Below are 14,257 nucleotides of genomic sequence, written 5' to 3' on the forward strand. Positions count from 1 at the left end.
TTCCGACACGCTCTCTTCTGCCCTGCCGGGCGCTTAACACAAAAGGCGCTTAGCCTGGCCCGCTGAAAAAACCCGCGGTGGCGGCTGCCACGGGCTTGAGCAGCGCCCTGCTTCCGGTTCATATCGCCCCCGGCCCCCGCAGGGCCGGCGGAGGACCTCATGTACAAGCTCTACACCCGTCCCGGCAGCGGCGGCTTCGTTGTCGAGGCGGCCCTGGCGCTGGCCAAGGCGCCGTTCGAGCAGATCGACGTACCGAAATCCGATCGGCCCGATCCCGCTTTCCTCCACATCAGCCCGCTGAACCAGGTGCCGGTGCTGACCTTGCCGGACGGCCGCTCGCTGACCGAATCGGCGGCCATCTGCATCCTGCTCGCCGAACGCCATCCGCGGGCCGGGCTGGCGCCGGCGGCCGATGAACCGGCCCGCGCCGACTTCCTGCGCTGGATGGCGTTCATGTCGTCCGCCCTCTATCCGGCGGTGCTGCGTTTCTACTACGCGCCGCGCTACACGGCCGACGCCGACGGCGCCAAGGCCGTCAAGCAGGCGGCCGTGGCCGAGATGGACCGCGGCTTTGCCGTCATCGACGCCGCCTTGCGCGGCCGCGACTGGCTGGCAGGCGAGACGATGTCGGTGGCCGATATCTATCTGGCCATGCTGGTGGCCTGGCATCCCGACAGCGGCAAGGCACGCACTGCCTGGCCCGACATCGAACGCCTGTGGGCCAGGCTTCGCGAGCACCCGCTGATGAAGACGCTCAACGCCTCGCACGAAATGTGGCCGGGCTGAACGGGTCGCCGGCAAAGCACCGCCGTCGGGCATTTCAATGCCTGAGCGTCGCGCGTTTTACCTGCAGGAAACGGCGTACCGCCGGATCGCTTTCGAGGCCGATCGCGCGGTCATAGGCCTCGACCGCCTGCGGCACCTGGCCGAGCCTGGCCAGAAGGCCGGCGCGGGCGGCCCAATAGGGCTGGTAATCATTGAGTCGCTTGTCGTCGCCAAGCACGTACAGCGCCGCCAGCCCCGCCACGGCGCCCTCGGCTTCGGCGATCGCCACCGCGCGGTTGATCGCCACCACGGGCGATCGTGCGATCGAAAGCAAGGCGTCGTAGAGTTCGCGGATCGCCACCCAGTCGGTCTCGCCGCTCAGCCGCCGCGCCGCGTGAACGGACTGCACGGCCGCTTCGAGCTGGTAGCGGCCGATGGCGCCCATGGAGGCGGCGCGGCCGAGCAGGGTTTCCGCCTCATCGATCAAGGCATGATCCCACAGCACATGATCTTGCTCGGCGAGCGGCACATAATCTCCGGACCCATCGCGGCGCGCGGTGCGGCGCGCCTCGGCGAACAGCATCAGCGCAAGCAGGCCCAGCGCCTCCGGTTCGTCCGGCAGCAACGAGGCCACCAGCCTGCCGAGCCAGATCCCTTCTGTGGCCAGGTTCCGGCGCCGCGTCTCTGTGCCCGCCGGGTCGGACCAGCCCTCGGCGAAGGTCGCGTATATGGCCTCCAGCACGGTATCCAGACGCTCGCCGAGTTCGGCCCGCTCCGGTACGCGGAACGGAATGCCGGCTTCACGAATGCGGGCCTTGGCCCGCACCAGGCGCTGGCCCATTGTCGCCGGCGGGACCAGGAAGGCGGAGGCGATCGTCGCGGCGTCGAAGCCAAGCACGGCCTGCAGGATCAATGGCGCGCGCACGCCAGGTTCGATCGCCGGATGCGCGCAGGCGAACATCAGCCGCAGCCGCTCGTCGGGCAGGTCCTGGTCGGTCATGCACGCCTCCGCCTCCTCGGCAATCAGCTTGAGATGGTCGCGGCCGGCTTCGCTGGTGAGCCGCCGCCGCACCGCGTCGACACGCCGCCGCCTTGCCACGGCAAGCAGCCAGGCCTCCGGCTTTTCGGGCACGCCGGTTCGCGGCCAGCGTTCGAGCGCCGCGGCAAAGGCGTCGGCCAGCGCGTCCTCCGCGGCGGCCACGTCGCGCGTGGGCGCCGCGAGCCAGGCGACCAGCTTGCCGTAGCTTTGCCGGGCGGCGGCCTCGGCGGCTGCCCGGGCAATCTGCGAGCTGCTGTCCATCACATCGTCATTTCTTGGGCATGTATTCGGCCATTTCCCAAATCGGCCGCAACTCGACCGTGCCTGTGCTGGCCGCCGGGCAGCGCGCCGCCCATTCGATGGCGGTATCGATGTCGGCCGCTTCGATCATGTAGAAGCCGGCAAGCTGCTCCTTGGTGTCGGCATAGGGGCCATCGATCACGTTGGTCTTGCCGTCGGTGATCCGCACCGAGGTGGTTGCCTGAGTCGGGCGCAGCCTTTCTCCGGCCAGCCACGCGCCGGATTTCTTCAACGCTTCGGTATAGGCGCCATAGGCCGCGCTCATCTGTTGAGCCTTTTCGATCGGCGTGTTCGCCAGTGCGGCTTCGTCGTTGTTGATCAAAAGCATGTATCGCATGGGTCTTCTCCCGTGGTTTCGTAGGCCGCGTCCTTGCGAGCCGGACATATGTCGCGCGGCAAGGGCCGATTTCGACAGGTGCCGGAAAAAATCTTTCGGCCACGGTCGCGTCCCGCGCAAGCCGGGAGCTGTTTCCGCATCCATTCAACCGTTCGTCTAATGAATGCAATTGCGGGTTGGCATTTGCGGCCCGCCGTCTAAACTCGGCCGGTTCGCATCGAGGAGGTGGTGCGGCAGCCAATATTTCAGGGAGGAAACCGGATGTTCCATTTCAGAACGAAGTTCGTTGCAGCCGGCGCAATGGCGCTTTCGCTTGGGCTCGGCATTGCCTCGGCCAGGGCACAGGAATTCATCAACGTGCTGACCGGGGGCACGTCGGGCGTCTACTACCCGCTCGGCGTGGCGCTGTCGGAAATCTACAGCAAGGGCATCGCAGGCGCCCGTACCCAGGTGCAGGCCACCAAGGCTTCGGTCGAGAACCTCAATCTGCTGCAGCAGGGCAAGGGCGAGATCGCCTTCGCGCTCGGCGATTCCGTCAAGATGGCCGCCGAAGGCAATGCCGAGGCCGGCTTCCCCGGCAAGCTCGACAAATTGCGCGGCATCGCCGCCATCTATCCCAACTACATCCAGATCGTCGCCAGCCAGGAATCCGGCATCAAGACGCTGGCCGACCTCAAGGGCAAGAGCCTGTCGGTCGGCGCGCCGGCCTCCGGTACCGAGCTCAACGCGCGTGCCATCTTTGCCGCCGCCGGGCTGAAATACGAGGATCTCGGCCGGGTCGAATACCTGCCCTTCGCCGAATCGGTCGAGCTGATCAAGAACCGCCAGCTCGATGCCACGCTGCAGTCGGCCGGCCTTGGGGTCGCCTCAATCCGCGACCTCGCCACCTCGGTGCCGATCAATGTCGTCGCCGTGCCGGCCGAGGATGTCGCCAAGATCGGCGCCCCCTATCTGTCGGTCATCATCCCGAAGGGCACCTATGAGGGCCAGGCCGAGGACGTCGCGACCGCGGCCGTCGGCAATTTCCTCGTCACCCGCGCCGATGTTTCCGACGAGACGGCCTATCAGATGACCAAGCTGATGTTCGAGCATCTCGACCAACTAGCCGCCGCCCACGCCGCCGCCAAGGCGATCGATCCTGCCAAGGCGCTCGACGGCATGCCGGTGCCGCTGCATCCGGGCGCTGAGCGGTACTACAAGGAGAAGGGGTTGTTGAAATAGGGCGAGGACTTTCTGAGATGTCTTCGCACTGTAATTCGCTCATTTTGGAGTGCATCGGATGAGCGAAACAACGCATGGAACGACAGCCGACGGCAAATCCTCCACCTTCCATCTCCCCGTCGCCGAAGAGCAGGTCGAAGGCTTGCCGCCGGGCTTTGGCGACGGCATCGCCGGCAAGGCTGCCTTCCTCATCGCCGTTGCCTTTTCCGTGTTCCAGATCTACGTCGCCGCCTATGGCAGCATCCCGAGCCAGGTGGTGCGGGCCATGCATGTCGGCTTCCTGCTGCTGCTCGGCTTTGGCCTGATCGCCAACCTGCGCGCCCGAAGCCTGCCGGCCAAGGCCGTGTTCTGGGCGTTCAGCGTGCTCGGCTTCGGCACCGGTCTCTACAATTGGGTGTTCTACACCGACCTCATCCGCCGCTCCGGTTTCCTCACCACGCCGGATCTTGTCGTCGGCGCGGTGCTGGTGGTGCTGGTCTTCGAGGCGGCCCGGCGGCTGATGGGACTGCCGCTGGCGATCATCGCTTTCATCTTTCTCGCCTATTGTTTCGTCGGCAACCATCTGCCGCCGCCCTTCATCCATCGCGGCTACGATTTCGCCCAGCTCGTCGACACTTTCGCCTACGGCACCGAAGGCATATACGGCACGCCGGTCTATGTCTCGGCCGCCTATATCTTCATCTTCGTCGTCTTCGCCGCCTTCCTCGAACGCGCCGGCATGATCGCGCTGTTCAACGATTTCGCGCTCGGCCTGGTCGGCTCGTGGCGCGGCGGCCCGGCGCAGGTCTGCGTTTTGTCCTCGGCGCTGATGGGCACCATCTCCGGCTCCGGCGTTGCCAATGTCGTGGCCAGCGGCCAGTTCACCATCCCGCTGATGAAGCGCTTCGGCTTCCGCTCGGCCTTCGCCGGCGCCGTCGAGGCGACCTCCTCGATGGGCGGCCAGATCATGCCGCCGGTGATGGGCGCGGTCGCCTTCATCATGGCCGAGACGCTGAACATCCCCTATGCCGAAGTGGTCAAGGCGGCGATCATCCCGGCGCTGCTCTATTTCGGCGCCTGTTTCTGGCAGGTGCATCTGGAAGCCGGCAAGGCCGGCCTGCACGGCATGGCCAAGGCCGAACTGCCCAATCCCTGGGATGCCGTGCGCCAGCACTGGCCGCTGGTGCTGCCGCTGGCGGCCCTCATCTATCTCCTGTTTGCCGGCTACACACCGATCTTCGCCGGCACGATGGGCCTGGCGCTGACCATCGTGCTCATCCTCGGCACGCCGCTGGCGGCCCTGATCGGACCGCTCGCCTTCCGCGTCGTCTTCTGGCTGGCGCTCGGGCTCGCCGCCGCCTCGTTCATGCGCTTCGGCGTCAACATACTCGGCCTCGTCATCGCCGCGCTCGTCGTCGCCTGCTTCGCCTTCAAGGGCGGGCGCGAAACGCTGCGGATCTGCGTGGATTCACTCGCCGAAGGGGCCAAGAACGCGCTGCCGGTCGGCATCGCCTGCGCCATCGTCGGCATCGTCATCGGCACGCTGACGCTCACCGGCATCGCCTCCACCTTCATCGGCTGGATCATCTCCATCGGCCAGGACAATCTGTTCCTGTCTCTGGTGCTGACCATGCTCACCTGCCTGGTGCTCGGCATGGGCATCCCGACCATTCCCAACTACATTATCACCTCCTCGCTGGCCGGCCCGGCGCTGCTGTCGCTCGGCGTGCCGCTGGTGGTCAGCCATATGTTCGTCTTCTACTTCGGCATCATGGCCGATCTTACGCCGCCGGTGGCGCTGGCCGCCTTCGCGGCCGCCCCGATGGCCAGGGAAAGCGGCCTCAAGATCGGCATCCAGGCGACCAAGCTTGCCATTGCCGGTTTCGTCGTGCCGTTCATGGCGGTCTACACGCCGGCGCTCATGCTGCAGGATCCAGGCCCGATCGCCGCCCAGTTCGGCTACCCCGTCGAGGTCGCCTACATCGTCGTCAAGGCGTGCATGGGCATCGTGCTGTGGGGCGCCGCCGCCGTCGGCTTCCTTGCCAGGCGCATGGCGTGGTGGGAACGGCTCGTCGCCTTCTGTGCCGGCGTGCTGCTGGTCGCGGCGATCCCGCTCACCGACGAGACGGGCTGGGCATTGTCGTTTGCCTGGATCGGCTGGCACTTCTGGCGCGCGCGGCGGGCGGCGGCCCAAGCATGAGCCTGTGTATCCTTGCCGCCGGCAAGACGGCGACGCTCGCGGCCGCCGCCTTCACCCTGTCCTGGACGCACTCGGTGGAGCGCACGCGCTGGGAGGAGCACTGGAAGGTGATGCCTTCCGGCCTGCAAGTCACCGAGGCGCGCATAAAGGGCTCGGGCGCCGGCATGGAACCACCCGAGGGCGCGGTGCTGCGAGACGGCTGGTGGGCCTATGCGCCGAAGGCCGGGCCGCAGCGAAGCCTTATGCTCGCCGCCTCCGGCGCGACCGGTGATGGTTGGACACTGTGCACAGATCAGGGTTGCCGAGAACTCGGCAAGGTGGCCGGCGGCACGATTGTGCTGGAGCCGTGTGCTCCGGACGGCACGAGCCGGCCGCGGTAGCGCACGATCATCCCGGCTGGAGCCGACGCCGTCGAAGACGGTCAGCGGCTGGGTTGCATCGAAGGGTATTCAGAAGGACGGCTTGGACTGGACCCGACTGGACTGGAGAAGGTCGCTTACGCGGGCCTCGGCGGCTCGTGTCCTGAGACATTAAGCCGGCGAAGGCGGTCTCAAAGCCGCGGCGATGTCGCACGCCGCCGATCGGCGAAGGTCGGGCGCTCGGCGCGATAGGTGGTGGCGCGCGACTCGACGTCAGGCCTGCAGATGCGGCTGTTGTGTCGGCTCTCGAAAGTCATGGTCAGTGCGCGCCCAGCGAGGTGCCGCGACGAGCGCAGGCCGGGCCCGGCCCGCGCATGTAGTAGCGCTCGGGCCGATAGGTCGGCGCGACGAATTCGCGGATGGCTGCGGCATAGCCGATGAGGTGCGTGAGGAAGTTCATTTTACCTGTCCCTGTCCCGACTTTCGGGTGTCCCTTCCGAATTGCGGAAATCATAGCGTCGAGGCGTGAATAGTCGGTGAACGCGATGTTAATTTCTGGTCGAAAACCCGTCGCTTCATGGCCGGAATGCGGCTGATTCGGGGTCTTTCCACGCCTTTGTCGCCATTTCGGCGTGTGTGACTTTTGCATCACATATGTTTCGTTTGGATGTCGCCTGGGTGCGGTTGCGTTTCAGCTTTCGCCCTGGCGGGAGAATTTTCCTTGCTCGCCGCCGCAAGTCCGGAACCCGGCCTGGGACGAGACGTTGATTCTTCGAGCCGGCATGGCCGGCCCATGGGGCCGCCGACCTGCGGCCCCACGCTAACCCGCAACCGCAAGAGCAAAGGAAGGGCCGCAATCATGGGCTTCTTTTCGAAGGACATCAAAACCCTGGACGACCTCTTCGTGCACACGCTGCGCGACATCTATTATGCCGAAAAGCAGATCGAGAAGGCATTGCCGAAGATGATCGACAAGGCGACGGATCCGCAGCTGAAGGCCGGCTTCGAGAAACATCTCGAGCAGACCAGGGGCCATGTCGAGCGCGTCGAGCAGGTGTTCGAACTGCACGGCGTCAAGGCCAAGGAAGTCAACTGCCCGGCCATAGACGGCATCCTCGAGGAAGCCGACGACGTCAGCGGCGACGTCGACGACAAGGAGGTGCTGGACGCGGCGCTGATCGCCTCGGCGCAAGCGGTCGAGCACTATGAGATGACCCGCTATGGCACCTTGATCGCCTGGGCCAAGCAGCTTGGCCGCAGCGACTGCGCCAACGTGCTGGCCAAGAACCTCAAGGAAGAGCAGGCGACGGATCGCAAGCTGACCGAAATAGCGGAAAGCAAGATCAACCTGCAGGCCGCCGAATAGGGGCTGAAAGAGCCGGGGCCGGTGGCAATCGCGCCGGCCTTGGCTCGACCGGATTGGAACCGTTGGGGTCGTCGTCCGTTCCAGCCAGGTCTTTCTCTACAGGAAATCATCATGGCGCCGCGTCCCGCCTGGAGAGGCTATCTGAAGCTTTCGCTGGTCACCTGCGCCATCGAACTGACCAATGTCGTCACCCATGCCGAGAAGGTCTCTTTTCGCATCCTCAACCGCGAGACCGGCAACACGGTGAAGCGGATCTATGTCGACGCCGAAACCGGCAAGCCGCTTGAGGATGGCGACGAGATAAAGGGCTACGAGGACGACGATGGCAAGTTCATCCACATCGAAGAGGACGAGATCGAGGCCATCCAGATCGAGTCCTCGCACACGATGAGCCTCGACGGCTTCGTCGACAAATCCTCCATCGAGCAGATCTATCTCGATACGCCCTATTACGTCGCGCCGGCCGACAAGGTCTCGCAGGACGCTTTCGCCGTCATCCGCGACGCGATGGCCGGCAAGAAGATGGCGGGCCTGGCGCGCATCGTGCTCTATCGGCGCGAACGTCCCGTGCTCATCGAACCGCTCGGCAAGGGCATGGTGCTGACGACGTTGCGCTACGACAACACGGTGCGCCAGCCGGACACCGTCTTCGGCGACATCGAATCGGTAAAGACGGATCAGGAGATGACCGATCTGGCCGAGCTCATCATCGACAAGAAGAAAGCGAAGTTCGATCCCTCGAAATTCGAGGACAAATACGAGGATGCGCTGCTCGAATTGATCCGCGCCAAGAAGGCGGGCCGCAAGGCGCCGAAGGCCAAGGCGGCGCCCAAGCCGTCCAATGTCGTCAATCTTTTCGATGCGCTGAAGAAGAGCCTTTCGTCGGATGGCGGATCGGGCGAACGTCGCGGCAAGGCCTCGGCGAAAGCCAAGCCGGCGGCCAAACGCGGCAAGCCTAAAGAAGCCGCGCCCAAGCGCAAATCGGCGTGAGGACACGTAGCGATGGCCAGCCTCGAACAATATCATGCCAAGCGCGATTTCAGGAAAACCGCCGAACCCTCCGGCAAGGTCGCCCGCGGCAAGAAGAGCGAGGCCGGCGGCATCTTCGTCATCCACAAGCACGCCGCGACCAGGCTGCATTACGACCTGCGCCTCGAACATGCCGGTGTGCTGTGGAGTTGGGCGGTGACGCGCGGGCCCAGCCTCGATCCGCACGAGAAACGGCTCGCCGTGCATGTCGAGGACCATCCGATCGACTATGCGCCGTTCGAGGGCACCATTCCCAAGGGCGAATATGGCGCCGGCTCGGTCATCGTCTGGGACGAGGGCACATGGGTGCCCGAGGGCGATCCGGCCAAGGCGATGAAGAAGGGCCATATCAACTTCGAGCTCAACGGCCACAAGCTGCACGGCCGCTGGCACCTGGTGCGGCTGAGACCGCGCCCCGGAGAGAAGCGCGACAACTGGCTGCTGATCAAGTCGGACGATGGCGCGGCCCGGCCAGGCGAGGATATTCTGGAGGAAGCGCCGAAATCGGTGAAGTCGGGCCTGACGATCGAGGAGGTCGGGGCGGGCAAGGCCGCGAAAGGGGAGAAGGCGAAGGTCTGGCACTCCAACAAACCGGCCGCCGCCCAAGCCAAGGCCGGACACGCAAAGCGCCTCGACTTCATCGAGCCGCAACTGGCCACGCTCGAGCGGGAAGCGCCGTCGGGCGAGGACTGGCTGCATGAGGTGAAGTTCGACGGCTATCGCATGCAGACGCAGATCGCCGGCACGGACGTGCGGCTGCTCACCCGCACCGGCCTCGACTGGACGAAGAAATTCGGCGACGCGATCGTCGCCGAGCTCGCCGGATTGAAATGCAGCGACGCCATCATCGACGGCGAGATCGTCGTGCTGGCCGACAGCGGCGTCTCTTCCTTCGCGCTTTTGCAGGCCGACCTGTCGGCGAAGCGCACGGATCGCTTCATCTACTACGTCTTCGACCTGATGCGGCTGAATGGGCGGGACCTGCGCCGCGAGCCGCTGGTCGAGCGCAAGCAGGCCTTGCAGGAATTGCTGGCCGGCCAGCCGGAGGATTCGGCGGTCCAATTCAGCGACCATTTCGCCGAGCCCGGCAAGGTCATGCTCGAGCATGCCTGCCGCATGGGACTGGAGGGCGTCGTCTCCAAGCGCGCCGACGCGGTCTACCGCAGCGGGCGCGGGCCGTCCTGGGTGAAGTCGAAATGCACGCTGCGACAGGAGTTCGTCATCGCCGGCTACCTGCCGTCCGACAAGACCGGGCGCGGGCTGCGTTCGCTGCTGCTTGGCTATTTCGAGGCCGGCAAGCTGCACTATGCCGGCCGCGTCGGCACCGGCTTCTCGACCGGCGGCGCCAATGCCCTGAAGAAGAAGCTCGATGCGCTGCAAACGAAGTCGTCGCCCTTCGACAAGGCCGTGCCGAGGGGCAAGGGCCTGGTCTGGGTGAAGCCGGAGCTTGTCGGCGAAGTGGAGTTCCGCAGTTGGACCTCCGACCGTATAGTACGCCACGCCTCGTTCCAGGGGCTGCGCGAGGACAAGCCGGCGGAGGAAGTCGTGCAGGAAAAGCCGAAGGCACCGACAGGCAAAAGCACGGCCCGGGCCAAGCCGGCGTCAAGCGGCGCAACGCCGGCAAGGGCGGCAACCACCACGGTGAAGCTGTCCCACCCAGAAAAGCTGCTGTGGCCCGACGAAAAGATATCCAAGCAGGGGCTGCTCGATCATTACGCGCTGGTGTGGCCGCGCATGAAACAATTCGTGGTCAACCGCCCGCTCAGCCTGGTCAGGGCCCCCGACGGGGTCGGCGGCCAGCGCTTCTTCCAGAAGCATGCCTCGCCAGGCATGCATGACAAGATCGAGAAAACGAGGGATCCCACGGATGGCGAGGAAATCCTGTTTATCCGTGACTTCGACGGCGTCGCGGCACTTGTCCAGCTCGGCGTGGTCGAGATCCACATCTGGGGTTGCACCATCGACGAGCTCGAACGACCTGACCAGATCGTCTTCGATCTCGACCCCGATGAAGGCGTCGACGTGAAGGCGGTGCGGGCGGCGGCACTCGACATAAGGGGCAAGCTTGACGAGCTGTCGCTGCCCAATTTCGTCAAGACGTCGGGTGGCAAGGGCTTTCATGTCGTCGTGCCGCTGAAGCCGTCGGCCAACTGGGAGGAGGTGAAAGGCTTCGCCCATGATTTCGCGCGCGCGCTGGAACAGGGCGCGCCCGACCGCTACACAGCGACGCTGTCCAAGAAGGCGCGCACCGGCAAGATATTCGTCGACTATCTGCGCAATGGCAGCGGCGCGACCACGGTGGCGCCCTACTCGTCGCGGGCCAAGAAGGGTGCCACGGTGTCGATGCCGGTGACCTGGGCCGAGATCGAGGCCGGCCTGCCGCCGAACGCATTCCCCATCGGCGACAAGACGACGCTGAAGCAACTCGCGGAAGCCGATCCGTGGAAGGATTTCTTCAAGAAGGGGAAGGTGTTGAAGCGGGGGTAATCCTGCCCGCATTTGCAGCGCGGCGATCCTTCGCGCCTGTCCCGCCGACGAATCGATGCTGGCAACAGCGCCGATAGCTCAAGCCAAAAACACCTTCTCGAACGCCTGTTTGCCGGGCGGCGAAAAAATCACGGCGCGGCTGTCCTTCTCCCGGCGCGCCCATTTCTCGGTGAGGATCTTGTCGAGGATGGCGGCGCCCAGCGTGCCGGCGAGATGCGAGCGCCGTACGCTCCAGTCGAGGCAGGCGCGGCACACCGGCCGCCGGGCCTTCGCCTCCACATCGATCCCTAGCGCCGCGAAATGCGAGGCGGCCGAAGGCGCCAAGCGGATTTCGCCGTGGTCTCGCAGCAGCAGTCTCCGGTCGATGAGGCGGTCGAGCATCGCCACCGCCTGCTCGCCGGCAAGATGATCGTAGCAGACGCGCGCCACGCGCATCGCCCCGTCGCGCGGGCCCGGCCGCACGCGCCTGGGGCCGATGGTTTCGGCGACGCCGGCGATGGCTTCGATCATTTCAGCCACCTGCGGCCCGGCGAGCCCGTAATAGCGATGCCGGCCCTGGCTTGCCACGGTCAGCAGCCCGCCTTCCATCAGTTTCGACAGATGCGAGGAGGCGGTCGGCATCGAGACGCCGGCCTCAAGCGCCAGTTCGCTTGCCGTCAGCGCCGTGCCGCCCATCAGTGCGTTGAGCATGTTGGCGCGGGCCGGGTCGCCGATCAGGCTGGCGATGCGGGCAATGTCGGGTCCTTCGCGCATAGTTTCATCCCTATCGAAGCATTCTCGCCAGATAATCACTATCCTTCGCTGAGCTCAAGGAGCGCTGACGATGCTCCTGACAGGAAACTGCTTAGCACACCGGCGTAGGCGACGTTTCGACAGAGATCGAATTATCTGTGCGTCAAATTCAGGGAGACCGAAATGACCATCACCTGCTTCATCCGCTACGAGATCGATCCGTTCGGCAAGGCCGCGTTCGAGGAATATGCCCGCAACTGGGGCCAGGCCATTCCGCGCTGCGGCGCCGACCTGATCGGCTACTACGCGCCGCATGAAGGCTCGGCCACGACCGCCTATGCCGCCTACAACATAGAAAGCCTGGCTGCCTATGAAGCCTATAGGGCCCGGCTTGCCGCCGACCCGGCCGGCAAGGCAAACTACGAATTCGCCCGCCGTGAAAAATTCATCCTCAAGGAGGACCGCATGTTCCTGAAACTGGCGTCCGGCCCGCACGCGAAGCTGGTGCTGCCGTGATCGCCGTCATCTTCGAGGTCGAGCCGGCTGCGGGCAGGCGCGATGCCTATCTGGACATCGCCGCGCAGTTGCGGCCGCTGCTTGAAAGCATCGATGGCTTCATCTCGGTCGAGCGCTTCCAGAGCCTCGCCAATCCGGACCGCATCCTGTCACTATCGTTCTGGCGCGACGAGGAAGCGGTGAAGGCCTGGCGCAACACGCAAGAACACCGGCAGGCCCAGCAGGCCGGGCGCGGCGGCATCTTTGCCGGCTACCGCCTGCGCATCGCGCACGTCGTGCGCGATTATGGCTTGAGTGAAAGGCAACAGGCGCCGGTGGATAGCCGGGCGGTGAACGGGTAATCGGCAGGTCCTTCCTTCTCCCAAAAGGGGGAGAAGGAAGAACCCTATGCGTTCCCGATCAGCACGCCCGCCGCGAACACCAGCGCGCCGCCGAGCACCACCTGGAAGGCCGCGCGCAGGAAGGGTGTCTGCATGTAGCGGTTCTGGACGAAGGCGATGGCCCAGAGTTCGAAGAACACCACCACGGCGGCAACCGCTGTCGCCGTCCAGAAATGCGGGATGAGGTAGGGCAGTGCATGGCCGAGGCCGCCGAGCGTCGTCATGATGCCCACGGTCAGGCCGCGCTTGACCGGCGAACCGCGGCCCGACAGCTTGCCGTCGTCGGAGGCGACCTCGGTGAAGCCCATCGAGATGCCGGCGCCGATCGAGGCGGCGAGGCCGACGAGAAGCGTCTGCCAGGTGTCGTGCGTGGCAAAAGCGGCGGCGAAGATCGGCGCCAGCGTCGATACCGAACCGTCCATCAGTCCGGCCAGTCCCGGCTGCACATAGGTGAGGATGAACTGGCGCTGCTCGGCCGTCGCCTCCTCGACCTTCACGGTGCCCGGCACGTGCTGCTGCTCCAGCCGCTGCGCCATGCTCTCATGGCTCTGTTCCGCCGCCGCCAGTTCGTCGAGCAGCTTTCTGGTCGAGGCATCGGTGGTGCGCCTGGCCGCCTCGACATAGAACAGGTAGGCCTGCCGCTCCATCGCCTCGGCCTGGCGGCGTACCTGCTCGATGCCGAGCGGCTTGACCAGCCAGTCGGGCTTGCGCTCGTAATAGCCCTTCACATGCTCGCGCCGGATCAGCGGAATGCGCTCGCCAAAACGCCTGCGGAAAAGCTCGATCAGCGCGTCGCGATGACCGTCCTCCTCCTCGGCCATGTCCTCGAACATCTTGGCCGATTGCGGAAAATCCTCCGCCAGCCCATCCGCATAGGCGCGGTAGATGCGACCGTCGTCTTCTTCCGACGAGATGGCAAGCGCCAGGATCTCCTGTTCGGAGAGCGAATCGAAGGAGCGGCGGCCGAAGCCGAAAACACGGGAAAGCATGAGGAAATCACCCTAGTTTAGAATTGTTCTAAACTAAGGTTTGCTGCCGCATCGGTCAATCGTGCGCCTGGGCGGCAGTCAAGATTTGTTGAAGCAGCCATTCGGCGCCGGCCCTTCATTATCGGCAAATGTTCACTTATATGACGGAACTCCAAGCCAACAACCGAGGAAGCCGCCGATGACTGCAAAGCCGCACGCCCATCACTTCGACCCGAAACCCGTCCTCGACCTCATAGCCAGCATCGAGGCCGATCTGCAGCGCCTGAAAGGTCTGGTCGAGCAGCAGATCGAGAAGTTCGATCCCGCCAACCCGCACAACAAGACCCTCGACGGCAAGCTGACCGAGGAAGGCGTCGAGTGCTGCTACCGCATGTTCGACGAAGGCAAGTCGCGCTATTCGGTCTCCCAGCAGATGAAGATTTCCTTTGCCGCCGCCACCCATCGCTTCAATGCCTGGCGCAAGGCCGGCGGCAACAAGCGGCAGCGGACGTTGTTGGGGTGAGGGTTGAACTGGACGGACCGGCAGGCAGGTGACTGCCAGCACTGCCGGCCGTCGTG

The 14,257-nt window shown here is 65.0% G+C and carries 15 protein-coding genes; 10 read left to right on the top strand and 5 right to left on the bottom strand.

Annotated elements, in window-relative coordinates; genetic code table 11:
* Positions 1–159: 159 nt before the first annotated feature.
* Positions 160–786 (top strand): glutathione S-transferase family protein, encoded by a 627-nt coding sequence (locus FJ490_RS09775; protein WP_140728737.1) that lies wholly within the window; start codon positions 160–162, stop codon positions 784–786.
* A 34-nt stretch (positions 787–820) separates the two neighbouring features.
* Here the strand turns inward: FJ490_RS09775 and FJ490_RS09780 are convergent, their stop codons facing one another.
* On the bottom strand, positions 821–2,065 hold the full coding sequence (locus FJ490_RS09780; protein ID WP_140728738.1) for an RNA polymerase sigma factor: 1,245 nt from the start codon (positions 2,063–2,065) through the stop codon (positions 821–823).
* A 7-nt stretch (positions 2,066–2,072) separates the two neighbouring features.
* Entirely contained in the window at positions 2,073–2,441 is a 369-nt protein-coding gene (locus FJ490_RS09785) for a YciI family protein (RefSeq protein WP_140491798.1), read from the bottom strand.
* A 261-nt stretch (positions 2,442–2,702) separates the two neighbouring features.
* Here FJ490_RS09785 and FJ490_RS09790 point away from each other — a divergent pair, with 261 nt between their 5' ends.
* From FJ490_RS09790 to FJ490_RS09800, 3 genes are read left to right on the top strand one after another with little or no spacing between them, the layout of a single operon-like run.
* Positions 2,703–3,662 carry a TAXI family TRAP transporter solute-binding subunit gene (locus FJ490_RS09790; RefSeq protein ID WP_140728739.1) on the top strand — a complete coding sequence of 320 codons (960 nt, stop codon included), beginning with the start codon at positions 2,703–2,705 and terminating at the stop codon, positions 3,660–3,662.
* Positions 3,663–3,720: 58 nt separating this feature from the next.
* Positions 3,721–5,841: a TRAP transporter permease gene (locus FJ490_RS09795; RefSeq protein WP_140728740.1), complete on the top strand. Its 2,121-nt coding sequence runs from the start codon at positions 3,721–3,723 to the stop codon at positions 5,839–5,841.
* On the top strand, positions 5,838–6,221 hold the full coding sequence (locus FJ490_RS09800; RefSeq protein ID WP_140554713.1) for a DUF1850 domain-containing protein: 384 nt from the start codon (positions 5,838–5,840) through the stop codon (positions 6,219–6,221). The genes FJ490_RS09795 and FJ490_RS09800 overlap by 4 nt, the downstream gene beginning before the upstream one ends.
* A 298-nt stretch (positions 6,222–6,519) precedes the next feature.
* On the opposite strand, the gene FJ490_RS09805 is transcribed toward FJ490_RS09800, so the two are convergent.
* Positions 6,520–6,660 (bottom strand): hypothetical protein, encoded by a 141-nt coding sequence (locus FJ490_RS09805; protein ID WP_013892047.1) that lies wholly within the window; start codon positions 6,658–6,660, stop codon positions 6,520–6,522.
* A gap of 399 nt (positions 6,661–7,059) precedes the next feature.
* Here FJ490_RS09805 and FJ490_RS09810 point away from each other — a divergent pair, with 399 nt between their 5' ends.
* The 3 genes from FJ490_RS09810 (at position 7,060) to ligD (ending at position 11,082) form a co-directional block, all read left to right on the top strand.
* On the top strand, positions 7,060–7,566 hold the full coding sequence (locus FJ490_RS09810) for a ferritin-like domain-containing protein (protein WP_140491790.1): 507 nt from the start codon (positions 7,060–7,062) through the stop codon (positions 7,564–7,566).
* Between the two features lie 111 nt (positions 7,567–7,677).
* Complete coding sequence (locus tag FJ490_RS09815) at positions 7,678–8,556, top strand: Ku protein (RefSeq protein WP_140649511.1); 879 nt, start codon at positions 7,678–7,680, stop codon at positions 8,554–8,556.
* A gap of 12 nt (positions 8,557–8,568) precedes the next feature.
* Positions 8,569–11,082 carry a DNA ligase D gene (gene ligD / locus FJ490_RS09820; RefSeq protein ID WP_140728741.1) on the top strand — a complete coding sequence of 838 codons (2,514 nt, stop codon included), beginning with the start codon at positions 8,569–8,571 and terminating at the stop codon, positions 11,080–11,082.
* A gap of 78 nt (positions 11,083–11,160) precedes the next feature.
* Here ligD and FJ490_RS09825 read toward each other — a convergent pair whose 3' ends face one another.
* On the bottom strand, positions 11,161–11,835 hold the full coding sequence (locus FJ490_RS09825; protein WP_140554711.1) for a winged helix-turn-helix domain-containing protein: 675 nt from the start codon (positions 11,833–11,835) through the stop codon (positions 11,161–11,163).
* A gap of 162 nt (positions 11,836–11,997) precedes the next feature.
* Here FJ490_RS09825 and FJ490_RS09830 point away from each other — a divergent pair, with 162 nt between their 5' ends.
* Positions 11,998–12,330, top strand: coding sequence for an NIPSNAP family protein (locus tag FJ490_RS09830; RefSeq protein WP_140491782.1), 333 nt, complete (start codon positions 11,998–12,000; stop codon positions 12,328–12,330).
* Positions 12,327–12,671 (top strand): antibiotic biosynthesis monooxygenase, encoded by a 345-nt coding sequence (locus FJ490_RS09835; protein ID WP_140554710.1) that lies wholly within the window; start codon positions 12,327–12,329, stop codon positions 12,669–12,671. Before FJ490_RS09830 ends, FJ490_RS09835 begins: the two co-directional genes overlap by 4 nt.
* A 44-nt stretch (positions 12,672–12,715) precedes the next feature.
* Here FJ490_RS09835 and mbfA read toward each other — a convergent pair whose 3' ends face one another.
* On the bottom strand, positions 12,716–13,699 hold the full coding sequence (mbfA, locus tag FJ490_RS09840; protein ID WP_140491779.1) for an iron exporter MbfA: 984 nt from the start codon (positions 13,697–13,699) through the stop codon (positions 12,716–12,718).
* A gap of 178 nt (positions 13,700–13,877) precedes the next feature.
* Here mbfA and FJ490_RS09845 point away from each other — a divergent pair, with 178 nt between their 5' ends.
* Positions 13,878–14,201 carry a hypothetical protein gene (locus FJ490_RS09845; protein ID WP_140491777.1) on the top strand — a complete coding sequence of 108 codons (324 nt, stop codon included), beginning with the start codon at positions 13,878–13,880 and terminating at the stop codon, positions 14,199–14,201.
* The last annotated feature ends 56 nt before the right edge of the window (positions 14,202–14,257 follow it).

Origin of the sequence: Mesorhizobium sp. B2-5-11, assembly GCF_006440835.1 — a bacterium.
In the GTDB taxonomy this organism is placed as follows: Bacteria; Pseudomonadota; Alphaproteobacteria; order Rhizobiales; family Rhizobiaceae; genus Mesorhizobium.